Origin of the sequence: Bacillus sp. DWP3-1 (genome assembly GCF_049896565.1) — a bacterium.
Taxonomy (GTDB): Bacteria; Bacillota; Bacilli; order Bacillales; family Bacillaceae; genus Bacillus.
The window spans coordinates 304,821-328,787 of record NZ_JAFCUN010000005.1 but is presented as its reverse complement, the minus strand read 5'-3'; the positions used below and the strand labels follow the sequence as shown (position 1 = coordinate 328,787).

The window sequence follows — 23,967 nt, the reverse complement described above, 5'->3', positions numbered from 1 at the left end:
TTACAACTTCGTCATATATTCCACAATAAACTCCCAAAAGCCAGGTCCCTCTTGGTAAATCAGCCAGTCTACTTTTTCGATGAGTTTGATATAGAGTTCTTGTTCGAGGTCTTCTCTTTCTTGATATGCCGTGTTTTGTAGTTTCTTTTTGATCATGGGTGTGAAGGTTTCAATGAGTTCTTCCATTTCCCCATTGGTCATTTTTTCTTCGTTCACGGACATCTCCCCCTGTTTCTTCTTTTAGTTTGTTGAGCGCTTTTTTGTGTATGTTTGAGATATTTTGTCTCGTTTCGCCTAGCCGGTCGGCTATTTCTTTCATTGTTTGACCTTCAACATAAATATGGGTTAAGACCATTTTTTGTTTGTCTGTGAGCTGCTGGTAGGCCTTGTACATTGTTTTGTCTTGCAGGTGCTCCCCTAAGTCTTGTTGGTTAAAGAGCACAGCTTCATACGTATCTGTTTGAACAGGGTCTTTCACTTCTTGATGATCAGGATGATCGAGTATGAGCGGAAAACGCTGCTGCTTTTTTTTGACTCGTTTATCAAAGTCGACTGAAAAGATGCGGATCATTGTGGAAATATACTTAATGATGCGGATTTTTTGATAAAACTGCTTGAACTCGGAATCTAACTTTTTCGCATTCTCTTCGTTCGGTTCTTCCATGACTTTCCTGAGAAGCTGCTGGTTTTTAGGATTGCTTAAAAATTGCTGAATGAGCGGGTGATCAATGATTTCCTTCCATTTTGCTTTCAATAACAGCCGATAATCCATGTGCATCCTCCCCTTTGTTCCCTCTACTTGCATTAAGTGGACAAAAGTTAAAAAAAGTAAACTTTATGAAACGGGTCTAATGGATCATTTTCTCCTCCTCTGCTTTCCTTTTTCTTCTTTCAGACCACCTATATAGAAGACGAGCATCCGCTGGGAGGTGAGACAAATGGAGAACTTTTTTTCGGAGGAGTGGCTGAAGCAGCTCGGTCAGGCTGGCTTCCCTGCCATTTTGACGATTTACTTGCTGACACGCTTTGAACGAAAGTTTGATGAATTAAGCAAGCTCATCCAACAATTGGTCGCTGTTCAAAAAAATGATGAATCAGATTGACATCTTCTTGATTCGTTTCACCTTATGAAAACGAGGGCGAAATGAAAGGCCTTTTGTCACCTCACACAATACGATGTTGAAAGGGGATTTTATCATGAGTGAAAAGCAAAATGGTGTACCGCAGCCGATTCGAGGAGAAAAAGGAGCAACGGTCAAAATTCCACGTAATCTCGAGCGAGACAGACAAAACCCAGATATGCTCACACCGCCGGAAACAGATCATGGAACGGTCTCCAACATGAAATATTCTTTTTCTGATACACACAATCGCTTAGAAAAAGGCGGTTATGCCCGTGAAGTGACGGTACGTGAACTGCCGATCTCTAAAAGCCTTGCCTCTGTCAATATGCGGCTAAAGCCTGGTGCGATTCGTGAGCTGCACTGGCATAAGGAAGCGGAATGGGCATACATGATTTATGGGGAAGCCCGGATTACATCAGTTGATGCAGAGGGGCGAAATTTTACAGAGGATGTGACCGAGGGTGATTTGTGGTACTTCCCTTCAGGCTTGCCGCACTCTATTCAAGCACTTGAACCGGGAGCTGAATTCTTGCTTGTGTTTGATGATGGTTCCTTCTCTGAAAATAGTACGTTCCAAGTGACTGATTGGCTTGCCCATACGCCAGAGGAAGTTGTGCTCCAAAACTTTGGAATGACAAAGGAGCAATTTGAGAAACTGCCAGAGAAAGAGAAGTATATTTTCCAAAAAGGAATTCCTAGTTCCCTTGAGTGTGACAAGGTGAAAACAGAGCAAGGAGAAGTCCCGAATTCCTTTAAATATGAGCTGTTAAAACAAGAGCCGATTACGTCAAGCGGTGGACAAGTGTGGATTGCGGATTCTACCAATTTTAAAGCATCTAAAACAATTGCCTCTGCTCTTGTGAAAGTCGATCCAGGCGCCATTCGTGAGCTGCACTGGCATCCAAATACGGATGAATGGCAATATTTCATTTCTGGAAAGGCACGAATGACCGTATTTGCTTCTGATGGACATGCGAGAACCTTCAACTATCAGGCGGGAGACGTTGGATATGTGCCATTTGCAATGGGGCATTATGTAGAGAATACAGGCGACGAACCGCTTTATTTCTTAGAAATCTTTAAGAGCGACCATTATGCAGACATTTCACTCAATCAGTGGCTTGCGGTCACACCGAAACAGCTTGTTCTTGATCATTTAGATCAAGGTGAAGATTTCTTAAAACTGCTTGATACAGAAAAGCATCCTGTCATCGCTGCCCCTAAAAAAGAGGATTAACGTATGACTTCCTGCAAAAAGGCTGTCCTTTTTGCAGGTATCTTCATGTAAAGGAGTGTTTGATCACCTATGCAGCAATCTGTTCACGCTTTATGGCAAGGGCTGAAATGGCTCATGGCAGCGTCGGCTGTCTGTTACATATTTTTGTTGTTTTGTGTGCTGTTCTTTCATTTGACGGGTGCTTTTTATCAATCGATTTTATCATTGCTACTGTTTATGGGCATCTATGTTGTACTCGGGATCTCTTTTGAACATCTGGAACATGTGCTCATGCAGTTTGTTCGAAAGTGCCGGTCTAGAAAACGATCCATCGTTTTCTATGCCATTATATTTCACCTTTTGTTTATTTGGGGTGCTGTTTATTTATCAGACGAATTGGTTGACGGCATTTGGCTGTCTACTTCTGAGGAAATTCTTTTTGCCCTTAGTCTTTGGTTGTTTCATTTTTTGTTTGATTATGCGACGTTTCCGTTTGAGAAAGAAGCTTCATGACTCTCTATCGTCTTTCTGGAGAGAGCGCTTCTTTGATCTGCTTCATATGATGGATGTCGTGATCAATCAGTCCTTGAAAATAACTTGATAACGTCAGCTCGGATTGACCGATCAAAAAGGATGTATTCCAGCGAGATGCTTCGATTTTCTTCATTTCTTGAAGCAATTCTGTTCTGACAGCAATAAATCGTCCAATCGTCTCGCTTCTCTCTTCGTGTCTCGCCCTTTCGGCTGACTGTCGATTCATTTCATGCACATCAGGTGCCTGCGGTAACGCTTGATTGTTCCAAAATTCCTTTAGACGATCGTGTAAAATAAATTCATCCCATGGAACGAAATGTGCGATGATCTCAGCAATGCTCCACTTTCCATCAGCAATGGCTCTGCGCCATTCTTCGTCTGTTATTTCCGCTAGTGACTGTACCCATTCAAGGGTGTGTTCATAATGATCAGTAATGGATTCTTTGTTTAACGTCAAATGGTTTTCCCCCATTCTCATGCTTTTATGTTGATTGTATCAATTTTGAGAAAGATAAAAAAACACCACTTATGATGAAAAGTGGTGTCTCTTGTGTTTTCTCCGTGCATAGAGGATCGCACCAATCAAACTGATCAATGAAATCAATGCGAGAATTCTGATATAAGGCGGATAGTAGGTTAGCACAATCTCGTTTTTTCCTTTTTCTATTGGAAAACCAATAAAAGTGTAGTTGGCTTTTTCAATATCGGTTTGGTGTCCATTCACCGTGAGCTCCCAGCCTTTTTCATATGGAACAGGCAGAACCATGTAATCATCGCCGCGCTTGTTATCATATGAAATCGTAAAGCGGTTATTTTTAAGCTTTACCTGCTGGCTGCCATCATCCTGTTTTTCTTTTTCATATGCTTTCTCTAGGACGCGGTAAGGCTCTTGATACAGCTTCAGTTGATTGAGCTCATATGTCCCTTTTTGTACTCGAATGGAGAGGATCTTTTCCGCAGGGACTCGAATCGTCACTTCATTTACGCCTGTTTTGTAGATGGATGTATTGCTTTTTCGTGAGGTGACGTAGTCGTCAACGGATAACTGAAACCCTGCGTTACGGTCGGTCCGCTTCACATAAAAGCTCACATACACATCCCCAGCGCGAGCGATGTCATCTGGCAGTGTGATATTCAGACCGCCCATTTCCCCGTATACATCAAGCACACCGTGTTCGTATACAGCTTGTTCCGTATGGATATTCGTATCTTTGACGCGATTTGCTGCGCGCTCGATTTCAGCGTTGCCTTTCTTGTCTAAAATGACGCCTTGCAGCATCGCATGCTCTTTATCAAGTGCTGAGGCATTCTTTAAGGATTGTTCTGAATAAACGGTGCTTGTTGTTCTTGCAAATGGCAGTGACCGAGTATTTTCATATACCTCATAATGCTCACTTTTCAAAATTGGCTTAAAATAAGCTGGCGGTGAGTAAGGCATCATGTTGTTTCTCATATAATACTTTCCGTAGGTCAGGCTGTATAAATTCGCCCTGTCCCCCATTGTTGCATAACGGCTGACACTTTCCCTTCCCATATCGATTTGCAGGTCATTCCAGTAGAAATTGAGCAAATGCTGATTCAATATACTTGAATACACGCTCATGCCTTGGAAGCCTTCAAATAATGGGGTATTGTTTCGCACGCCATTCATCCAATCAATCCGGGCGAGCGGATCTTTTGAGCGGCTTTGAATCTGCTGAATGAGCTTCATTTGCTCATGTCCAGCATATGCCTCACTATTCAGATACGTATCTGATACGCTCTTTATATTGCTTCTTTCAGATAAGTATTCCTGCTGATACACGCCTGCTGTCAGTAGGCTAATGGCAAGAAGCACAGCTGAAAAGAGACGAAGGTGCTGACGTTTTTCCGCATGCATCCATAGGAAGAACAAGCTGATCACAAGCAGTCCTATGCCTGTAAACACAACGACATCCATGTTTCCCTTTGCTCGTTCTGAAAGAGCGACTGCGAGAAGGAACACGATCCAAGCGCCTAAGACCGCACGCTTTTTCCACTTCCACTCGATTTGTGAGAAATGCTTGATCATGATGGCAACAACCGCTCCAACTGTAAAGGCAAGAATGTATTCAAATCTGTACTGCGGTGCCGAAAAACCATTAAACACGCTCGCCATCTTTGGGCTAAAGTGAAAAATAATGAGCAGGATACTGATGGATGTGAACATGAAAAACCATCTGTTCCGGTAAAGCGGAACGAGGAACAGACAAATCAGAAAAATCACGGGTAATAAATATACCCTGCTCATAAACAGCAGATGATCATGCAGATCAAACCAAGGTATAGATTGATCATATGGTGGTCTTACATTATTGAGAAAGCCATAAACAGACGGGATAAAAAAAGCGGCACTGATCCCAAAGGATAACAGCGTAGAGATCGCAAGCGTCCAGAACACCTTCCACCCGCGCTCCTCACTTCGCAGCTTGATCATATATCTGAAAACAAGATAGATCGCTAAAAAGATAAAATGAATATAAGCAAAGTAAAAGTTGTTGATGAGCATCAGGCTGCACGCCAAAATAAACCAAGCCGGCTTACCCGTTTTGAATATCCGTTCAACCCCAAGCACAAGCAGCGGAAGCCACATCATGCTGTCGGTAAAAAACTCCCAAAATGTTTGATGCCGAAAATACACAATAGACAGTCCGTAAATTGCGGCACCTGTCAATGCACTTAGTCTATTTTGAACCATTGAAAGAAGCACACGGTAAGCGATGATTAGAATGAGCGTCAGCTTGATCACGCTCAGCCAAATCACAGCATGTGCCCAGAAATGAATGTCCGTTGACTGTATGAGATGAAGCGCATTCATCAGCCAGACGACAGCGACTGTCACCATAAAGACCGTCGACGTTGTGAAATAATACCCTAATTGCGTGTATGTACCGCCGCCTAGACCGAATTGATAGGAATAAAAGAAATTCCCTTTGACATATTCGTCGTAAAGCAGCTTTTTAAATGGGAGCATTTGCGAGATGCCGTCCCCATCTCCTGTCATGTACCGGCCTTGCGTATATTCATATAAGAAAAAGGAGTGTCCTAATAAAGCAAGAATGAGGCACATTCCAATGATTATCCATCTACGTTTCATCATCTAAATCCTTTCCACAAAAGATCCACTGTTCTTTGAAACAAAACAACCCAGCAAGCGATTCGTGCTTGCCGGTTATTTGACTCCACGTTATTTAAATAACTGTGTTAACACTCGGTCTTGTTCCTTTGAGCTTGTCTCTTGCTGCATGACATTTGATTCTTGGATCAAATAATGCGGCCTCTTTTTCGTTTCATAATAAATACGGCCAATATATTCTCCAATCACACCTAGACTCAAAAGCTGGACACCTCCGAGGAAAAGCACAGCCGATATTAAAGTGAAATAACCCGGTACCATCACGCCCGTTCTGACAATTTGAATAAAGGTGGCCACGATGTAAATCAAAGAGAGGAATAAGATCAGTATGCCAGTATAAAAACAAATACGCAGCGGGCGGTTGTTAAAAGAAATGACGCCATCTATGCCATAGTTAAATAACTTCTTCAGTGACCATTTTGTATCACCATGCTGTCTTTCTACATTTTCATAATAGATGACCTTTTCTTCAAACCCAATCCAGCAAAAAAGCCCTTTTGAAAAACGATTTCCCTCTTTCAGCTGAAGCAATGCATCGATTGCTTGGCGTGAAATTAAACGGAAATCCCCGACGCCATCACGCAAGTCCACTTCTACTACCTTGTTCATCACTTTATAGTACATGGATGCTAAGTAAGAGCGTAGCTTGCTGTCTCCTTTACGGTTCCGTTTGGCAATGACTTGATGATAGCCTTCTTCATACCCTCTGACAAAATCCTGAATCAAATACGTTGGGTGCTGCAGGTCGGCGTCCATTATGATCGCAGCTACTCCCTTCGCATATTCAAGTCCTGCCAGAATAGCGGCTTCCTTCCCAAAGTTACGCGAGAAGGAAATGTATTTGACCTTTGCACTTTTGCGAGAGAGCTCTCTCATGTATTGAAGTGTGTTGTCCTTGCTTCCATCATTCACAAAGATGATTTCAAAGTTATAATGAAAATCGCGAAACTCTTCCTCGAGTGCCTCAAAGATTCGTCTGATGTTTTCACCTTCATTGTAAGAAGGAATTATAACAGAGAGCAATTCTCGTTCCATATCGCACCTTCTCTTCACTTTTTTCACATAGTCTGTTATGTTCATTATTCCTTTTTGTCAGAAAACGAAACCCTTTTTTATTATCCATAAATTACATGTCTCTTTAATCGTTCCATTATATCAAAGTTTTATTTCCAGTGATTTTCAGTAAGATGAATTTAATGTAATTTTAAGTTTAACCATTGTAAAAAGCCTGTAATTTCGATCACAGACTGGGTATTGTATCATAAAATTGTTTGCTTATTTATATATTTTCCTATTTATTGAAAAAGATGAGCGGGCACTTCTTTTAATGAAGCAGCCCTTTGTTCTGCCCTTGCAGATGCTCGTTTGCCTTTGATTGTTTATTTTGAAATAAATGCAGCTGTGCACCGTAGCTCTCAATCCATTCTTGGACAATCCGTTCTGTTGTTTCCTGTCCTTTATACTTGCGGCCAGCCTTTGCATAGGTCGTTTCAAAATCACTCCAAAGCAGCTCTACCCATGTACGTGCTTCTTCATATGTCAGCATATTGTTTTTTTCCATGAGTTGTTCTGTTAGTCGCTCAAAGTATTGTTCCATGTCGGTTCCTCCTTCATCTAGCAGAAAGTGCCTTTTTAAAAAAACCTCTTTTTTCATATACTACCCTTACGTCTTCAAAAGACGCAAATGATTTGTATTGTTTGGAGGGAATCGATATGCGTAATAAAGCAAAAGGCTTTCCAAATCAAGTGAATCACAAATTTGAAGGCGAACCAGGCGCCACAGATGCTTATGCGTCTAAAAGGCCGAATGGTGAGACGAATACACGTCCACAGGAACGTATGAGGGCATCAGGGAAACGCTAATTTTTCCAAAGGGAGTGCTTGAGATATGAGTTCAAATGGGAAATCGTATATGGAAGACTTTGTTCAATTAAGGACAACCGCTTACCCTCAACCATGGGCGAATGCAAAGCATTCTGCCTCTCAGGTCAACGGAGAAACGCAGCAAACGCAGCACGACATCGTACTTCAGAACAACGTCCGTAAACAGCGTTCGAAGTAAAGAAAAGGACTGATCTCTAGGATCAGTCCTTTGTCTTCTTTTCAGCGTGATAGAAAACCTTTGCAGCCCTAGGAAGGACGAGCACCGGCGCGCAGACCTGACACCGAATGCGAGGGTTTGCCTACACGCTGGATCAGTCCTTTTGCGTAAGCATTGAAATCGGCAGGGCATCTTCCTTATTTGGAGCCGATACTCTGTATCCCCATGCAAATACACCATTTAGATATTCTACGTAAAATTGCTCGTCTGTATCTTTGATTTGATATGTCGTTTTGGTTTGAATGAGAGCTGGATCTAATAAGTAGGCTTTCGCCATATCGATTTTCCGTTCTAAGACGGCATATTCATTTACAATGCCAAGCTGTTCAGCCTTTCGTGCTTTTTCAGAAAGAGAGGCAATCTCCTGCTTCAATTCGTATTCCGTCATCTCACTATAGCGTTTTTCCATCTGTCATTCCCCTTTGTCTAAAACGTGATCAATTGTATCGAGATCAAAGCCTTTTCTGAATAAAAATTGCTTCACTTTCATCTTCTTTTCAAATGATCCGTCATATCCTACCTTGCGTTTTGCCTTCTCCAGCATATAGAGGAGGGCTTCTTCTTCCTTTTCCTCTTCTTGTCCATCATAGGCTTCTTGAAGGGCTTTATCAATGATCCCAAACGAAAATCCCTTTCGCTGCAGCTGCAGCTTGATACGCTGCTCGATCTCTTTTGCAGAACGATTCTTTTCTTTTCTCACAAGCTTGAGAACCTGCTTCACAGCTTCCTCCAGCTGTAAGTCATCAGGATATTGAGATAGCGCTTGTTCAATGTTGTCATCATCTATCCCTTTGAGTTTTAACTCTTTTTTCAGGACGGACGGCCCTTTGCTGTTCGTTTTACGGTGGGTGCTTACATAGGCTTCCGCAAATTCAAGATCATTTACATACTTGTAATGCTTTAATTTGTGTATAATTTCACTAATAGCAGGCGCTGGAATTTCTTTTTTCGTCAAATAATCGGTCACTTCTTTCACCGATCTCATTCGGTAGGATAAATAATCGACGGCCTGCTGAAATCCTTTTTTCACAGCATCACCGAATTGAATTTCAATGATATCTGCTTCGTCCAGCTCTTTCCCTTTTTTCAAATCGTGCTGGACGAGCACATCTAGATCAACGCTAAAGGCGTACTTTTCATCAAGAAAGATGTTCACCCGCTCTGTATTGTTTTTCTGAGCGGAGATTTTTGTAATATAGGGCATCCTGTGATCACTCCTTTTTTAATACAGTCAGGATGTTTCTTCTGATTCAAAATCGTGAAAGATATAGGTATGTATATGAGAGGAGAGATGTCAATTGAATATCGCCATCACCGGAGGAACCGGTTTTATCGGCCAGCACGTCACAAAAGTGCTCGCTGCTGAAGGACATCATCTATATATTTTAACAAGAAATCCAAAGGAATCCGAACAAAATCATTTACACTATGTGCAGTGGCTGACAGAAGGTGCTGCGCCTGAGCATGAACTGCCTGCCATTGATGTCTGGATTAACCTTGCTGGAAAATCCATTTTCACACGCTGGACAGACAAGGCAAAAGAAGGCATCCTCTCTAGCCGTATTCAATCCACACAAGAAGTGAGACGCATTATAGAAGCGCAGGAATCGAAACCATCTGTGCTCATTCAAGCTAGTGCTGTCGGAATTTATGGCACGTCTCAAACAGGAGATTTTACGGAGGAATCACCTCCTGCGGATACTGATTTCTTAAGCCATACATCAAAGCGTTGGGAAGCTGAGGGGCAAAAGATTGAAGCACTTGGCATTCGTACCGTCTACACACGCTTTGGTGTCGTGTTAGGAGAAAATGGTACACTGCCACTGATGACTCTGCCATATAAGCTGTTTGCCGGCGGGACGATCGGCTCTGGTTCGCAATGGGTTTCATGGGTTCATGTCGAAGATGTGGCACACCTTATTGCTTATGCGATACACCATGACGACATCTCAGGTCCACTCAATGTCACATCACCGAATCCTGTGCAAATGAAGCAGCTCGGACAAACGATTGCGTCTGCCCTTCACCGCCCCCACTGGCTGAAGGTCCCATCCTTTGTCATTCAAACGGCACTTGGCGAAATGTCATTACTTGTTTTAGAAGGCCAGCGTGCGCTGCCGAAAAAGGCGCTGCTTTCTTCTTATGACTTTTTGCATCCTGAACTAAAAGAAGCCATTTTGCATTCAGAGGAATAAATTTTCTCAAAAACACCCATCCTATTAGAAATGAGATGAGGGGGCGATTTTGATGAAGAAAAAAGAACACCAGCCAACTTCAAAGCTGAAGAAAACCCAGGAAGTCCTGTATCAGCAGGAATTCAAAAAAGCAGAAAGAGCAGCAGCAGAAAAAAGAAACAAATAAGATGGATATTCCACTCCAACAAGCACATAACTAAAGTGATCTTGTAAAGGAGGGAAAGGCTTTGAAAAAAGACCAACACCAAAAATCCAACCACGAGCTTGCAGCACAAGAGACGGATGGCGAATATGTTGAATTTTCCAAAGAACTTGCAGATCCGAATGACGTAAAAGCAATGGCACGTATGAAAGCAGCCGACCAGCGCGCCAAAAAACAATAAGTAAAAAAGCAGACGCCTTTAGCGGTCTGCTTTTCTTTTATTGAATTTCAGTGAGAAGACTTGATGCTTTCTGACGTGATTTTACCTCAGGCACCTCTTCTGGATAACCAATGTGAAGGATCGCAGCAAAACGCTCGTTTTCCTTTAAGCCCATGTCTTGTTGAAAGCCTTTGTCATATAAAATGCGGCCGCTCTTCCAGACCATACCGATCCCTTGATCCCACGCAAGCAGCTGGAAGTTTTGAATAAGCGCACTCACGGCGGCAAAATCATCATTTCTCACCACAGGGTTCTCGTCTTCTTTTAGCACGACAAGTAAAAGCGCTGGGACCTTAGAAAAGTAATCTCTATATTGATTGATCTTTTCTTCCTTTGCATCTGGGTTGTTGCGCTGAAAGAACGCAATGAAGCGATCAACAAAAGTTGCTTTGGCCTCATCCGTCACCGCATATAGAAAGCGCCATGGCTCCGTGATTTTATGGTTCGGTGCATAGACTGCATCCTCTAATAACGGCTGAAGCTGCTCAATGGTCACCGGCGTCTCTTTGAATTTTCGAATGGATCGTCTATATCTGACAGCGTCTCGAACCGTTAACGCTTCTGTTTGTTGTTTGATTTCTGGCATATCTGTCATCCTTTCAATCAATCTTAATTGAAATTGATTCTCATTCACATTATAAACATCATTTAGGGCAATTTGCAAATGGTGTTTCCCTTCCTGTCTGCTAAAAAGTTGTTTGACTTTTTCAAGTAATGTTACAATCATATTACGTTTTAAACAAATTTTGATAAAAAAACCATGATGATGAAATGGTTTCAGGTATTCCCATTTTGTCTGATTCGGTTATTTTGTCAAAAGGCTTTCAACCCATGATTGGAAGGGAGGCTTCTGGATGGAATGAAAATCAATATCGGGCAAATCATCAAGCTCTACCGTTATAAACAAAATATGACCCAATCTGAATTGGCAGAAGGAATTTGTTCTGTCTCTCATTTAAGTAAAATCGAAAATGGCTCAAAGGAGGCCAATCAAGATACCATCAATTTACTGCTTGAACGGCTGGGCATCAGTCAAGAAACGCTGTCACAAAAGGCGCGTCACCTGCTGTCACTCTTGGATGAGTTTCAAATGAATATGTATTTCTATGCACTCGATCAAGCTGAACAAAATGCAGAAATGATCATTCAGCACGAAGAACAGTTCTTTTCGCTGGATTTAGGCATTCAGTATCATCTGTCCTTATTTCAATTTTATTTATTAACGGACAAACAGCCGCTTGCCTTAAAAACACACCGCGTGCTTAAAAAGTTTGAAAAAACCTTTATTGAAACAGAAAAAGAAATTTTCGAATATTTAGATGGCATTCATCTAATAAAAAATGGTCAGCTTGAAGAAGGCTTAAAAAAACTTGAGAGCTGCTTTTCTTACGCGTCTGTTGAACAAAGTGACCTATATTATCACTATGCAAAAGCACTCGGAAATATGGGACATCTTGGTGATGCGCTTGAAGCGACACATCAAGCGATGGATTTATATAGACAAAAGAACAATTTCAAGCGGATTATTCACTGTACACTCATTCATGGCGTGATCTCACTGGAACTAAAAGCCTTTCAAACGGCGAAGAAATATTTAAAAGAAGTGATTATGCACACGTCCCTTCACCCTGATGCCTATATTAAAATGACGGCTTATTTTTATTATGGGGTGCTCTTAAAACGTGAAGGCGATTTCTCTTCAGCTGTGCCTTATTTACTAGATTCACTCAATTACTTTAATCAAGAACAGATAGAAGACCGTTACTGTGAAACATTGTATGAAATTGCGACATTATATGCTGAATATGACCGCAAAAAGGCACTTCCCTACATACACGAGCTCTTAAAACAGCCTCGTATTCAGCCAAATTGTTTATATATGATCAAGATCTATAAATTGATGATTGAGGAAAACCCTCTTGATTTGAAAACCTATTTGATCGAAGCAGCCCTTCCTTACTTTAAACAAAATGAGCTGCACAGTGAGTACTTGTTTGCTCTTAGAACCTTGCTTTCCTATGCGGCTTCTGAGCTTGACGAACGTGCATATATGTCCTATACGAGAACGCTGCTTGATCACTTAGCATCATATGTTCCCTATTACAAAAAAGCATGACCTTCTGCCGATCGAAGGTCATGCTTTTCCTATTCATTAAATGGTCTTCTGTTGATCTGTACCAGGACGAGTGACTTGTTTGACAGAATGAATGTACCGTTTTCTCGCAAAATAATCATACGCATGCTGTCCAAAGCCTAACCAAATGCTGAGCACGATGAATGGGATCGTTCCCCATAATGCAGGGATATTGCAGGCAATTCGCAGCCACGTATAGATCCCCGAATTTTTTTGGTTTTTGGCTAAGGAAATAGACACGATTCGTTTTTCTGCCTTCTCTTCACTTATTTTGTTCAGCTTGAGCAGCTGCGAATGCCTAAAGGATTCAAAATGAATACGGTTCTTCCAATCGAGAGCTTTCAACAAGTCAATCGCTTTTGCACATGAAGGACTTTGCCCGTCATAAAACACAAGCAGCCTCAGTGATTTGATGGAACGCTGTTCTCTTTTTTTCGATTCAGCGAGCTTCTTTTTTTCTTGATCGAGATAAATGATTTTTTTCATAGATTGATCGCCAGCCCTTTTCCGTCATTTGTTTTTTAGTTCGTTCAAAGGAGATTACAACTAGATTACTATAGTTGCTGGGCCTCTTGTATTGGGAAAAAGCAAACCAACGTGCGTTATATGAGCCTTTAGATAAGGGCAAAATTGAGGTTTTCATGGCACATATGAGGTTTTTCAACTAAAAATGGTTGGGAAAATCGTGATGCTTTGCGGTTTTCTGCGGTTTTTTGTAGAATTCTGCGGTTTTTCTACATCTTTATGCGGTGTTTTGTAGGTGAGACGCAAAAACAAGATAAAAAAAGACTACTTCCCGTTGCGGCGAAGTAGTCTTTTGGTTTATATTTTTTCCAAAACTTCTACTATTTCTTTCTCAATATCTTTCCATAAGTAACGATCTGTCGTATAGTGGTGTGCGGCTTCTTTCGCAAATACTTGAAAAGCTTCTTCAAAATCAGGTGCATCCTTGTCTGGTTTTTTCCCATCAACAAAGCGCTGTGCTTCTGTTGAGCGTGGCCCCCATTTTCCTACTTCATTCCCGTCCTGATCAATGATCACGATAATCGGAATCGATCTTGCGGTCCCGTTCGTTAAATACTGATCCATCAGATCTAGATGCTCGTCCCGAATAAAATAGCGCGCATCAATGAGTGCTTCACTCGCGATACGCATGAAAATTGGTACATTGACCATCGCATCCCCGCACCAATCCGCTGTGATGACAAGCGCTCTGAGCTTTTTCTTTTGCAGCTTTTGAAGCAGCTCTTTTTCTTTTTGATGAATTGCGTACTGATTGTACACCGTGAGCAGATTTTCTCGGTTTTTCTCCATGTTGTGTACATATGTACGTTCAGTTAATCCCTTTGTAAACCATTCATTTAATGTCATATTTACATCCCCCTTACCCTTCAACTTTACCACTTTTGCTATTCTTTTGTCTAAAAAAACCTTCACCTAGTGAAAGGTAAAGGTTTTTGATCTATGGACGCCGGTTGCGATTTGGGTCCATCCCAATCAGCTTGGTGACAAGCACCATTGTGACAGGTAATGATGTATTCTTTTTATACGCTAAATATTTTCCGCGCCACTCGGGTTTATATTTCTGTTTAAACGACCTTAATCCGCTGAAGCTGTACATAAATCTGACGTTGTTGAAAATGACACTCGCCAAACGCTCCGTGAGGAAGGACTGATGAAACGTCCCTACATTTGATAAAGGCGCCATTCCCATGTTAAAGGATTTGTAGCCTTTTTCTTTCGCCCATTGAAAAAGGTGGATAAACAGCGCATCCATCATCCCGTTCGGTGCATCATGCATATGACGCATTAAGTCGATAGAAATCTCCCCTTCTTGATACATCGGCATTAGTGACACAAAAGAAATGATCTCCCCTTGTTCATCCTTCAGAATCGCAACCGGTGCTTTTTGAAGATAATCTTCTTGAAAATAGCCGAGCGAAAATCCTTTTTCTTTTTTCTTTCCGAGCCAGCTGTCAGAAATCTGTTTTAAGGTTGAAATGAACTCATCTGAAAAAGGCGGTTCCAGCATTTCAAACGTATAGCCTTCTCGTTCAAACTTATTGGCCACAGCCCGTAAATTTGATTTTTTCTTACCGGAGAGAGAGAACGTTTCTAAATCGACCATGGCTTCTTCTCCAAGCTTAAAGAAATGAAAGCCTAAGTCATGATAAAGTGCCATTCCTTCCCGTTCTACTTGATAAAAAGCGACGCGATAGCCTGCTTTTTCGGTCTGCTGTAAAAACTCTTCAAGCACAAGTGGATAGGACGCTTTACGTCCAGAGGGATCTCCGAGCACAATGACGCAGCGGCCAATTCGTCCAAATTGAAGCATCGCCTCTCCATCACTTGAGAAAAATAATTTTTTATCGCCTAAAAAGCCAAGATGACTGAGGGCATTTCCGCCCTTTTCCTCTAAAAACGTTTTTAATTTTTCCTCATCTGCTATTTCTCCAATAGGAAATGCTTTTTTATTAAAAATCAATTTACTAATGAAAAAGAAAAGTGGTACACCGATGAGAGCAATCATGCTCGTCATCGTGATATGCCGTTCATTATGCACCAGGTAATCCTTACTCAAGAAATGCCCAATTTTTGTCCAAATAAAGTTGCCGATGACATTATAGTTAAACAGCACGAGTAAATATCCAGCGGCGGCCGCCACAAACTGATACAAGGAATAAGGTGCCTGCTGCTTCACAAATTGATTTCGAAGAGAGAAAAATACAGCCATGATGACTGGCAGAATAAAGATGAGACTCAGGTTAAATCCTTTTAACAAAGTAAACACAAAGCCGCCTGCTAGGGCGATCATCGTCAGCACGTACGATCTTTTTGTTCGTTTATACACTTCAATGGACAATATCATCAGAATGATTCCGAACATTAAAGAAAGACCATTAAATCCTGATAACAGAAAGCGTGGAATGCTGGTAATCACGCCTAATCGATCGACAGGAAGCACAACAGACGCCATGATGAGCAAGCCGCTTCCGAAGGTTAAAATTGATAATGATCCGTACAATAAACGGATTAATAAAGCACGGTGCAACACAATTAAGACGTTCGTTGTTTCTATGGCAGGTGCCATTCTCGGATTGCCTTCAAGACGTCTAAGCGTCGTTCCCGTTAAATCGTAAGCAGCTAGACAAAGCCCAAGGATAAACGGGAAAATCGAGTACACGAAGCGGTACAAAACGAGCGCCGTCAGCACCATCTCTTTATCAAACCCAATGTACTGCATGCTGAGTAAAAAGATGAGATCAAACGAACCAAATCCGCCCGGAACCATACTGATTAAACCACCGATTGACGCAATCGCAAATACGCCTAATACAATCCGGACATCGACATTCATCCCCATAGAGACGACAGCCATGTACATGACAAGACCAGCTGCCAGCCATTCTAAAAACGATGCACCGATATAAGCGTAAATTGGATGCTTCAGTCCATTTTCACCGCTCTCAATCGAGCTTTTTCGAATTGATGCCATGATGATATATATCGGTACAATACAGGCAAAGATGATAACAAAGGCCCATAGCCACGGCTCTTGGCTGATAATACTTTCAACAGGAAGCACCCTCACCAAGATCAGATCACTGAAAATAGATAAGCCCAAAAGGACCGAGGAAGTCAAAAGGGCAATGCCTTTCAGCAGTTTTTTCGTATCGGTTATGTACTCCTTGTATAGAAGCGTTCTAAGCCCTGCTCCTGATAGACCGCCGAACCCAAGGACACTGTTAAAGGAGTTCGCTATCCAGGAAATGCGAATCGTTTTCCAGCCGCTGATAGGCATATTAAGGCTTCTTCGTAAAATAAAATCATATAAGGACATCGATAACACTGCGACAAGTCCAAGAAAGACAAGAATAAACAAGTCCATTCGATTCAAGCTGTCAATAATATAAAACGTCTTTTTAATGGAAAGGCCGCTCAGCTCCTGCTTGGCGACAAAAATTAAGACAAGGATGATCACGATCGGAAAAAGCATTTTTAAGATCGTCATACCCGTTTTTTTGTTCCACATGTTTTCCCCAACTTTCTAGGTTGCTTCATTTATTTAGACTGAACATTATTATACAACAAATACCACTTGATTCATGCAGTTTAACATTCAAAAGCTTGACGAACCTTTCAATTAGAAGTAAAAATCAGTAGTATAGAGAAAAGAGCCGCTTAAAGGAAGTGAACAAGCGTGGAATATAATATTCATGACACCACTGTATTAAAAGAAGAGATTCTATCTCCAGAGGAAAAAAAGACATGGGTGCTTTATATGAAAGTACTCACAGCTGCAGGTCTTGGAGATGTTTCAGAATGGATGAAGCTCGATATGAGTATGCCTCAAATGAAGGTGCTCATGCTGCTCAATAACCATGGCTCTCTCAAAGTATCCGAAATCGCTGAAAAAATGGGCGCTTCTCTATCCAATATGACAGGTCTGCTTGACCGGTTAGAACAGTCTCACTTTGTCGAGCGAAAACACTCTGAGCGCGACCGGAGAATCATTGTGGTAGAACTAACGGAGGAAGCGAAAAATATTTTCAGAAGCATTTATCAAAAAGGACACGAAAAAATCAAAAATTCCCTGCAACGGCTCAATGACGAGGAAAAAGAAAAAGTCAACGAAGGTCTGGCTATTTTAGAAAAAGCACTGCGTCCTGAACGCGGCTAAACATGAAAAGGAAAAAAGACGGTCACTTGAGGTCCGTCTTTTTTATTTCTTCTTCTACTTGTTTATCTGAGAGGATAAACGTTTTTTGAATAACTCCCCTGTCATCCCATAAAAGATAGGCTAAACCGATGATGAGAAAAAGGATGCTGATCCACGTACCGCCAGGCAGCACCTCTTCAAGAAGTTGGAATTCATTTACATCCTCAGCGAAACTCGTTCCAGAATAGTGAATCTCGAAAAGTACGTATTTCGCTAGATAAAACAATGCCGCCATGCAAATAAACATGGCGCCGACAATTCTTCTACCAGACATGTGATGACTCCTTTAATTCCAGTGATTTTTTTTCATTAATTCCGTGATATGGGCAAGGTGATGCTTTGAATGCCAGACGTACATTCCTGTTGCATCATATAAGGACACCGTTTGTTGATCGGCTGGGTGATAATAGGACGCAGTGAAGTCTTCCTCTGACATCCCTCGAAGTAATGTAACCCACCTGCGATGCAGACTGCTGATTAAGGGCAGTGATAGGCTGATGGGCGCTTTGGTGTCTGGAAGCTCGGCGAATCCCGTCTGATCATATGGACGTATGTGCGGTGTTTCTTCTGTGAGTGCAAGCTTGAATCGTAAGTATGCATTCAGATGACTGTCTGCTACGTGATGAATGAGCTGACGGACGGTCCATCCTCCAGGCCGATAGGGTGTATCCAGCTGAGCATCTGTCAATTGATTGGTGACCGTTTCATATTCTTGTGGAATCGCAGCCAACTGATCAATCCATGCCTCAAGCTGTTCTTTCGTTTTTTCTTCAACCGGTTCATATAAGCCAATCGGATATTGTAATGACGTCATACGCTCTCCCCTCTCTTAAAATCCTTCTAGCACAAATTTGCCAATCATTTTTCCTTGCTCAAGCGTTTGATGCGCCTGCTTCAAATGAGCGGCATTGATCGGACTGAGAACCTTTGTTAAGGTATGCGTTAATGTTCCCTGTTCAAATAACTCAGCTACCTCTGTTAAAAGCTCATGCTGTTTGATCATGTCCGCTGTTTTGTACACAGGGCGTGTGAACATGAACTCCCATACAAATGCGGCACTTTTATTTTTGAGTAATTGAATGTCTAGATTGTGCTGATTCTCGACAATGGTACAGATCGTGCCTTGGGGTTTTATGGCTTCTGCCATGCCTTTGAAATGTCCATCTGTGTCATTTAAGCATAAAATAAAATCCACTTCGCCTATTCCTTTTTCCTGAAGCTGCGCGAGAAGCGGCTCATGATGATCAATGATATGATCAGCACCTAATGACAGACACCACTCTTTTGTTTCAGGTCTTGATGCGGTGGCGATCACAGTGGCATTCGCTAATTTGGCTAGTTGAATGGCGATAGAACCTACCCCGCCTGCACCACCGATGATGAGCAGTGTTGCCCCTTCTGCATTTCGCTTCATATGCATCCGGTCAAATAACGCTTCATATGCCGTAATCGTCGTAAGAGGCATCGCGGCTGCTTCTGCAAAGGAGAGATTGGCAGGCTTTTTCGCCACAATCCGTTCATCCACAAGCTGATACTCACTATTTGAACCTTGACGCGTGATATCTCCCGCATAGTACACGTGGTCACCAGGCTGAAATAATGTACACGCTTCACCGACTTCAACAACCGTGCCGCTTGCATCGTAGCCAAGAATTTTCAGTTCTTCTTCCTTCTGATCCTTCGGTGATCTCACCTTTGTATCAACTGGATTCACTGAGACTGCCTCTACCTTCACCAGTATATCCCTGCCCATTGCTTTAGGCTTTTCTACTTCCTGATCCATCAGGCTTTGCTCATGCTCAATCGGTAAGTACTCCAATAGTCCAACGGCTTTCACTCGCTCGCACTCCCTTTCTCCATGCTTCTTTTCCACATTTTATCATAATTTTCTGATGTTTTTGGATAGTTTGCACATTTAGGATCTCTTCAAAGCCTTTCGCTCCCTCGCTATATAAGAAGGACGTGCCTTTTGCAATGAAGGAACATAGGAGAACCAGCTTTTGGATTTAAAGAATAGCTGGACGTAATAAAACTGAATGTGCTGTAGGAAAAAAATCATCAATAGAAAAACAGCTAGTGAAAGAGTTTGGAGATCAGCCGCTCCCTGCATCCATTCAGTGATAAAGAAAACAACAAAACCGATCATGATCAGCTGTTCCAGCCTTTGCATGAGCTGAGTAAAGACATGTCCTCGTTTCGATAGATCACCAGACTGGTGCTTCCTGATCTTTCTCGATTTGTAAAACCAAATGATACATTCTACTAAGTTATGAGTCATAAAAAGAGCGATGAGGGCGATCAATAAAGGTGATGGGGTATAAAGGACTTGTGCAGCAAACGGAAATACTAAAAAATAACATGCAATACATGCGTGTCTGACTGATAAGAGAAATAGTTCTTTTTCTATGTATGATTTCATCTGTTTCACCTCCATATGTACTACGTCTCATTTGCCAAAAAGTTCCCTTTTTCTTACGACTGGATAGGTGCTTTGATCTATTTAGCCGGGGTCAGTGTGATGTTATTTGCGCCCCGCAGTTCATAGTCCCACATAAAAAGTGCTGCCACATGCGGGCAGCACTTTTATGATGTGATTTGAATGATTTAACGAGCTCCAGCCGTTTGCAATTCTTTGTTTTTCTCTTTAAAGCGTTCATTATGTGAGGACACGTACGCCACTTTTTCGGCTTCTGGTTCGATATAAAGCTTTGCGCTATTGAGCGCATTGACTCCGTCAACAAATGTCCCAGCTATTAAGCGGACCTTGCTTTTATGTGTACATAAATCACCTACCGCATAGACACCCGGTAAATTGGTTTCCATTTTTTCATTGACCTCGATCAGTCCCCATTCACCTTGCTTGAGTCCCCATTCTGATAATACACTTAAATCACCTTTCATGCCGTGATTGACGATGACAGCGTCTGTTTCCATTCGTTCGATTTCACCTGTCTCTATGTTTTGGATGGTGACAGCATCAATTTTATCGCCTTGACCATGAAGTTCTGTCAGTTCATGCGGGGTTAAAATTCGTGTGCAAGATGCCTTCATGTTGGCGACGTTTTTCTCATGTCCGCCAAACATGTCACGGCGATGCACGACGGTCACACTTTCAGCAATCGGAACAAGCGCATTTGCCCAGTCAACCGCTGAGTCGCCGCCTCCAGAGATAACAACCCGCTTTCCTGCAAATGTCTTAAGCTCCTGCACTGTGTAATAAAGGTTTGTCACTTCATAGCGGTCTGCATGCTCGATTTCAAGTTTCCGCTGGACAGGAATGCCGTGGCCCATCGCTAAAATGAGGGTCTTCGTCAAATGGCGATCACCATTTTCAGCCGTCAGCAAGATGTGATGATGTTCATCTCGTTCAAAAGACGTGATTTTCTGATTCAGTGCAATCTCTGGTTCAAATGTTTTCGCCTGCGTTTCCAGCTGCTGAATCAGCTGTTCTCCTCTTGTTGGCGGCAAACCCCCTACATCCCAAATGACTTTTTCAGGATACAGAAGGATTTTTCCACCAAGGCTTTCGTTGTATTCAAGTACCTTGGTCTTTAAGTCTCGCATCCCACTATAAAAGGCGGTGTACATTCCTGCTGGACCGCCGCCAATAATGGTGACGTCAAACAATTCAAGCTGCTCTGTCATTTGAGTCCCTCCAGTTTTTCATCGATTGATCTATTTGTCAGTGATATTGATTCTCATTATCATATGTATCTATTGTAGTCTACTCTAGTGAAAGGAATCAATAGCTTTCTGCAAAAAAGAACAGGACGAGCGCTTACTCGTCCTGTCATCCATCACACAATCGTTAATCCAAGGTCTTTTAATTCAAGCGAAACAAGTCGTGCGATCGCATCTGCTCCTTCTTTTGTAAAGTGCGTGCGATCCTCTATGCCTGTTGACAGCATAAAGTAAGAGGTCGTTTTCTCTATGCCGGAAATTTGATAAAACTGAAGGCTTGCCGTATTCAAATCAACGAGCAGGACCTCTTCTTCATCGGCTAGTTCTTTCATAGCGGCACAGTAATCAGGGAAATCATTGATATATTCACCGTCTTTTTCATGAAAGCGGCCGACTGGCGTTAATAAAAGCGGTGTTGCTCCTTTCGCTCTTGCTCCATGAATATATTGAGACAAATAGCTTTTATACGTCGTGAAAGGATCTGTATGCCGCTCGGGCTTCTCCGTTGAAGCATCATTGTGCCCCATTTGTGTGAACAGCCAATCCCCTGGCTGAATGTCAGCCAATATGTCATCAAGCCGTCCTTCTTCAATGAATGTTTTTGAGCTTCTTCCACCGATTGCACGGTTTTCGACGCTCACGCCTTGCGCTGTATAGCGATGTAAAAACTCTCCCCATCCTCCTTGAACAGGACGGTCTGGGTAAGATGAAACGGTTGAATCACCAGCTAAATAGATGGTTGTCATGTTCATACGCCCCCTTTTTCAAATAGCCACCTCTTCTAAGCGATGCGGACATCCTAGTGGCTGCTGAAAAGATATGAAACAATCAGCATCGCTACTTCATTCATTCTCTTTTTGATGATCAAAACCCTGCCTACCAGTAGATGTGAATGGTTTAAATATGCGGCGGAAGTTCTACTTTTGTCTCAACGGCTTGCTTTAACGCCTGAAGCATGTAGCCAATTCCTTTATATGGAGCCAGCGGATAAATCGCTGTTTGATGAGGAAGTAACAAAGGATCGATCACCTTTCGATATTTCTTTCCACCTAGAATCACTAGTTCATCATATGCAGTGAGATGTTTTTCATGAAATTGTTGCCTTAGTGCTTCTCGTGTCATTTGATCAGCATGCGGTGTACCAAAAGCCACATCATAATTTTCATGAATGATCTCATCTGCCTTTAAGAATCCATGCTTCGCTGATAAGATCAGCCAGTCTGAAAAGAACGTTTGGGCATAGCTTTTCGTGCACTGATGCAGCGGACTTAAATAAACAAGATTCGCCGGCTGGCTCCCTGCCTCTGGATGGACGTCCCAAATTTTCTTAGCCCCACATGGAATGATACAAACTCGCTTCACTTGATTTTCTCCTTCCTTCGTCGATACATCCGATACAAGATACAACCTAGCGCTGTGCCAAGTGTATTTAAGAGGATATCATCAATATCGCTGCTTCTTGTAATGATACCAGATTGCGAGAACATCCATTGAAGCACTTCAATCATTGTTGACAAGAAAAAGCCAGCAAGAATCGCCTTTTGCCAGCGCATGGTACGAAATGCTTGATATAGAAAAAAACCAAGTGGCACAAATAACAAAATGTTCCCTGCCAGATTTAAAAAAACAAGATTGGGATAGCCGTGATGGTAGGCGTGAAGATTTTGATAAATGGACTGCAAAGGCATGAGGTTGACACTCACCTGATCCCTTGGTGCAGAAAAACGATTTGGAAAGACCGTCAAATATAATAAAACATTCGTATAAATAAATAGACAGGCAAGAACTAATTCTGTACGTAAATAGATAAATCGTTTTTGCTTTTTCGCCTGTCTGTATCTCATATGTAGATAGAGCGGGACGAGCAAGAGAAAATAAGCAATGGAAACTATAGCACTGGATGTCATACGGAGAGCTGCCCCTTTCTCACATGATGCTTGACCATATTTACAGCTTATTCAGGCCTGCCCGCATCTATTCATCACTTATTCTCATATTCAATGACGAGAATACCATATTGACAAATCGTCATTTTTCAGCTAAACTGACTGACATTCAGTCATTTAAGGTCGGTGAAGATGTGTCGAAACGAGAAAAGATTATGCTTGCTGCCATTGACGCGTTTAAAGAAAAAGGAATTGAAAAGACGACCATATCGGATATTGTGAAAGCAGCAGGAGTGGCGCAAGGGACGTATTATTTATATTTTCCTTCAAAGCTGTCTGTCATGCCTGCTATCGCAGAATATCTGATCTCACAGATGGTCCCCGCTATTGAAAAGGAATTAACTCAGCATGCGGATGTCCTCGATCAAGCAGACGCGCTTGTTGAATTCATCTTCTCTTTTACAAGACAATACCGTGATGTCCTTGCTCTGACCTACTCAGGTTTAGCTGCCACGGAGCATTTAAAGGAATGGGAAGATATTTATGAGCCGATTTACAAATGGGTCGCTGCTTTTTTAGAAAAAGCAAAGCAGGACAAAAGAGTCCGTGCGAATTTGAACTGTCAATATGCAGCCAAATTCATTATCGGTTTACTTGAATCGTCTGCTGAGCAAATGTACTTATTTACAGAAACAGATACAGAAGAGGTTCTGATTCAAAAGCGAGAGGTGAAGCAATTTCTTCTTTACGCACTTGGCATAGAGACACCTTAACTTAGTACAGCACTTGCTGTACGCTCT

32 protein-coding genes are annotated in these 23,967 nt (G+C 42.0%); 12 read left to right on the top strand and 20 right to left on the bottom strand.

Translation table 11 applies throughout. From position 1 onward, the window contains the following. Nucleotides 1–222 (bottom strand): sigma-O factor regulator RsoA, encoded by a 222-nt coding sequence (gene rsoA / locus ACP7A0_RS13415; protein ID WP_034620885.1) that lies wholly within the window; start codon nt 220–222, stop codon nt 1–3. Beyond that, complete coding sequence (locus ACP7A0_RS13410; RefSeq protein WP_106037158.1) at nt 170–772, bottom strand: sigma-70 family RNA polymerase sigma factor; 603 nt, start codon at nt 770–772, stop codon at nt 170–172. The genes rsoA and ACP7A0_RS13410 overlap by 53 nt, the downstream gene beginning before the upstream one ends. Before the next feature lie 166 nt (nt 773–938). On the opposite strand from ACP7A0_RS13410, the gene ACP7A0_RS13405 reads away from it, so the two are divergent. From ACP7A0_RS13405 to ACP7A0_RS13395, 3 genes are all read left to right on the top strand, one after another. Further along, on the top strand, nt 939–1,103 hold the full coding sequence (locus ACP7A0_RS13405) for a YvrJ family protein (protein WP_106037159.1): 165 nt from the start codon (nt 939–941) through the stop codon (nt 1,101–1,103). 94 nt (nt 1,104–1,197) lie between these two features. Next, nucleotides 1,198–2,361: an oxalate decarboxylase family bicupin gene (locus ACP7A0_RS13400; RefSeq protein ID WP_375567115.1), complete on the top strand. Its 1,164-nt coding sequence runs from the start codon at nt 1,198–1,200 to the stop codon at nt 2,359–2,361. Between the two features lie 69 nt (nt 2,362–2,430). Further along, nucleotides 2,431–2,853 carry a regulatory YrvL family protein gene (locus ACP7A0_RS13395; RefSeq protein ID WP_375567114.1) on the top strand — a complete coding sequence of 141 codons (423 nt, stop codon included), beginning with the start codon at nt 2,431–2,433 and terminating at the stop codon, nt 2,851–2,853. A gap of 4 nt (nt 2,854–2,857) precedes the next feature. On the opposite strand, the gene ACP7A0_RS13390 is transcribed toward ACP7A0_RS13395, so the two are convergent. From ACP7A0_RS13390 to ACP7A0_RS13375, 4 genes are all read right to left on the bottom strand, one after another. Continuing rightward, entirely contained in the window at nt 2,858–3,352 is a 495-nt protein-coding gene (locus ACP7A0_RS13390) for a DinB family protein (RefSeq protein ID WP_106037161.1), read from the bottom strand. A 48-nt stretch (nt 3,353–3,400) separates the two neighbouring features. After that, entirely contained in the window at nt 3,401–5,992 is a 2,592-nt protein-coding gene (locus ACP7A0_RS13385) for a YfhO family protein (protein ID WP_375567112.1), read from the bottom strand. Between the two features lie 87 nt (nt 5,993–6,079). Next, nucleotides 6,080–7,063 carry a glycosyltransferase family 2 protein gene (locus ACP7A0_RS13380; protein WP_034665005.1) on the bottom strand — a complete coding sequence of 328 codons (984 nt, stop codon included), beginning with the start codon at nt 7,061–7,063 and terminating at the stop codon, nt 6,080–6,082. Nucleotides 7,064–7,352: 289 nt separating this feature from the next. Further along, nucleotides 7,353–7,625 (bottom strand): YfhJ family protein, encoded by a 273-nt coding sequence (locus ACP7A0_RS13375; protein ID WP_034665009.1) that lies wholly within the window; start codon nt 7,623–7,625, stop codon nt 7,353–7,355. A gap of 116 nt (nt 7,626–7,741) precedes the next feature. Here ACP7A0_RS13375 and ACP7A0_RS13370 point away from each other — a divergent pair, with 116 nt between their 5' ends. Further along, a complete protein-coding gene (locus ACP7A0_RS13370) occupies nt 7,742–7,891 on the top strand; it encodes a small, acid-soluble spore protein K (RefSeq protein ID WP_003217849.1) in 150 nt (49 codons plus the stop codon). A 25-nt stretch (nt 7,892–7,916) separates the two neighbouring features. Continuing rightward, nucleotides 7,917–8,090, top strand: coding sequence for a YpzG family protein (locus ACP7A0_RS13365; RefSeq protein ID WP_003217811.1), 174 nt, complete (start codon nt 7,917–7,919; stop codon nt 8,088–8,090). Between the two features lie 133 nt (nt 8,091–8,223). On the opposite strand, the gene ACP7A0_RS13360 is transcribed toward ACP7A0_RS13365, so the two are convergent. Next, a complete protein-coding gene (locus ACP7A0_RS13360; protein WP_034665012.1) occupies nt 8,224–8,538 on the bottom strand; it encodes a YfhH family protein in 315 nt (104 codons plus the stop codon). 3 nt (nt 8,539–8,541) lie between these two features. Then, nucleotides 8,542–9,333 (bottom strand): recombination regulator RecX, encoded by a 792-nt coding sequence (gene recX, locus ACP7A0_RS13355; protein ID WP_340875620.1) that lies wholly within the window; start codon nt 9,331–9,333, stop codon nt 8,542–8,544. A 94-nt stretch (nt 9,334–9,427) separates the two neighbouring features. On the opposite strand from recX, the gene ACP7A0_RS13350 reads away from it, so the two are divergent. The 3 genes from ACP7A0_RS13350 to ACP7A0_RS13340 all read left to right on the top strand — a co-directional run bounded on the left by ACP7A0_RS13350 (nt 9,428) and on the right by ACP7A0_RS13340 (nt 10,707). Further along, nucleotides 9,428–10,324, top strand: coding sequence for a TIGR01777 family oxidoreductase (locus ACP7A0_RS13350; RefSeq protein WP_375567108.1), 897 nt, complete (start codon nt 9,428–9,430; stop codon nt 10,322–10,324). Between the two features lie 52 nt (nt 10,325–10,376). Then, entirely contained in the window at nt 10,377–10,490 is a 114-nt protein-coding gene (locus ACP7A0_RS13345; RefSeq protein WP_080869592.1) for a YfhE family protein, read from the top strand. A gap of 61 nt (nt 10,491–10,551) precedes the next feature. Continuing rightward, entirely contained in the window at nt 10,552–10,707 is a 156-nt protein-coding gene (locus tag ACP7A0_RS13340; protein WP_034665021.1) for a YfhD family protein, read from the top strand. Between the two features lie 37 nt (nt 10,708–10,744). Here ACP7A0_RS13340 and ACP7A0_RS13335 read toward each other — a convergent pair whose 3' ends face one another. After that, the gene (locus ACP7A0_RS13335) at nt 10,745–11,332 is read right to left on the bottom strand and encodes a nitroreductase family protein (protein WP_253294413.1); all 588 of its coding nucleotides are present in this window, start codon (nt 11,330–11,332) and stop codon (nt 10,745–10,747) included. Between the two features lie 273 nt (nt 11,333–11,605). Between ACP7A0_RS13335 and ACP7A0_RS13330 the strand changes: the two genes are divergently transcribed. Then, complete coding sequence (locus ACP7A0_RS13330; protein ID WP_034665024.1) at nt 11,606–12,862, top strand: transcriptional regulator; 1,257 nt, start codon at nt 11,606–11,608, stop codon at nt 12,860–12,862. A gap of 36 nt (nt 12,863–12,898) precedes the next feature. Here ACP7A0_RS13330 and ACP7A0_RS13325 read toward each other — a convergent pair whose 3' ends face one another. From ACP7A0_RS13325 to mprF, 3 genes are all read right to left on the bottom strand, one after another. Then, complete coding sequence (locus tag ACP7A0_RS13325; protein ID WP_034665027.1) at nt 12,899–13,366, bottom strand: thiol-disulfide oxidoreductase DCC family protein; 468 nt, start codon at nt 13,364–13,366, stop codon at nt 12,899–12,901. A 336-nt stretch (nt 13,367–13,702) separates the two neighbouring features. After that, the gene (locus ACP7A0_RS13320) at nt 13,703–14,251 is read right to left on the bottom strand and encodes a thioredoxin family protein (RefSeq protein ID WP_187704411.1); all 549 of its coding nucleotides are present in this window, start codon (nt 14,249–14,251) and stop codon (nt 13,703–13,705) included. Nucleotides 14,252–14,342: 91 nt separating this feature from the next. Beyond that, the gene (mprF, locus tag ACP7A0_RS13315; protein ID WP_034665032.1) at nt 14,343–16,913 is read right to left on the bottom strand and encodes a bifunctional lysylphosphatidylglycerol flippase/synthetase MprF; all 2,571 of its coding nucleotides are present in this window, start codon (nt 16,911–16,913) and stop codon (nt 14,343–14,345) included. Between the two features lie 168 nt (nt 16,914–17,081). Between mprF and ACP7A0_RS13310 the strand changes: the two genes are divergently transcribed. Next, nucleotides 17,082–17,561, top strand: a complete 480-nt coding sequence (locus tag ACP7A0_RS13310; protein WP_003217817.1) for a MarR family transcriptional regulator — start codon at nt 17,082–17,084, stop codon at nt 17,559–17,561. A gap of 22 nt (nt 17,562–17,583) precedes the next feature. On the opposite strand, the gene ACP7A0_RS13305 is transcribed toward ACP7A0_RS13310, so the two are convergent. From ACP7A0_RS13305 to ACP7A0_RS13290, 4 genes are all read right to left on the bottom strand, one after another. Next, nucleotides 17,584–17,874 (bottom strand): hypothetical protein, encoded by a 291-nt coding sequence (locus ACP7A0_RS13305; RefSeq protein WP_060595804.1) that lies wholly within the window; start codon nt 17,872–17,874, stop codon nt 17,584–17,586. A 12-nt stretch (nt 17,875–17,886) separates the two neighbouring features. Beyond that, nucleotides 17,887–18,414, bottom strand: coding sequence for a YfiT family bacillithiol transferase (locus ACP7A0_RS13300; protein WP_106039430.1), 528 nt, complete (start codon nt 18,412–18,414; stop codon nt 17,887–17,889). 15 nt (nt 18,415–18,429) lie between these two features. Further along, nucleotides 18,430–19,437, bottom strand: coding sequence for a zinc-binding alcohol dehydrogenase family protein (locus ACP7A0_RS13295; protein WP_106039431.1), 1,008 nt, complete (start codon nt 19,435–19,437; stop codon nt 18,430–18,432). Nucleotides 19,438–19,515: 78 nt separating this feature from the next. Further along, nucleotides 19,516–20,019, bottom strand: coding sequence for a hypothetical protein (locus tag ACP7A0_RS13290; RefSeq protein WP_106037170.1), 504 nt, complete (start codon nt 20,017–20,019; stop codon nt 19,516–19,518). A gap of 15 nt (nt 20,020–20,034) precedes the next feature. Between ACP7A0_RS13290 and ACP7A0_RS13285 the strand changes: the two genes are divergently transcribed. Continuing rightward, complete coding sequence (locus ACP7A0_RS13285; RefSeq protein WP_106037171.1) at nt 20,035–20,145, top strand: hypothetical protein; 111 nt, start codon at nt 20,035–20,037, stop codon at nt 20,143–20,145. A gap of 59 nt (nt 20,146–20,204) precedes the next feature. On the opposite strand, the gene ACP7A0_RS13280 is transcribed toward ACP7A0_RS13285, so the two are convergent. From ACP7A0_RS13280 to ACP7A0_RS13265, 4 genes are all read right to left on the bottom strand, one after another. After that, entirely contained in the window at nt 20,205–21,245 is a 1,041-nt protein-coding gene (locus ACP7A0_RS13280; protein WP_060595800.1) for an NAD(P)/FAD-dependent oxidoreductase, read from the bottom strand. A gap of 152 nt (nt 21,246–21,397) precedes the next feature. Next, on the bottom strand, nt 21,398–22,027 hold the full coding sequence (locus ACP7A0_RS13275) for a rhamnogalacturonan acetylesterase (RefSeq protein WP_034665049.1): 630 nt from the start codon (nt 22,025–22,027) through the stop codon (nt 21,398–21,400). Nucleotides 22,028–22,178: 151 nt separating this feature from the next. Further along, nucleotides 22,179–22,643, bottom strand: coding sequence for a DUF6884 domain-containing protein (locus tag ACP7A0_RS13270; RefSeq protein ID WP_060595799.1), 465 nt, complete (start codon nt 22,641–22,643; stop codon nt 22,179–22,181). Continuing rightward, nucleotides 22,640–23,188 carry a VanZ family protein gene (locus ACP7A0_RS13265; protein WP_034665053.1) on the bottom strand — a complete coding sequence of 183 codons (549 nt, stop codon included), beginning with the start codon at nt 23,186–23,188 and terminating at the stop codon, nt 22,640–22,642. Before ACP7A0_RS13265 ends, ACP7A0_RS13270 begins: the two co-directional genes overlap by 4 nt. 173 nt (nt 23,189–23,361) lie before the next feature. Here ACP7A0_RS13265 and ACP7A0_RS13260 point away from each other — a divergent pair, with 173 nt between their 5' ends. Then, a complete protein-coding gene (locus tag ACP7A0_RS13260; protein ID WP_060595824.1) occupies nt 23,362–23,940 on the top strand; it encodes a TetR family transcriptional regulator in 579 nt (192 codons plus the stop codon). Nucleotides 23,941–23,967: the final 27 nt, after the last annotated feature.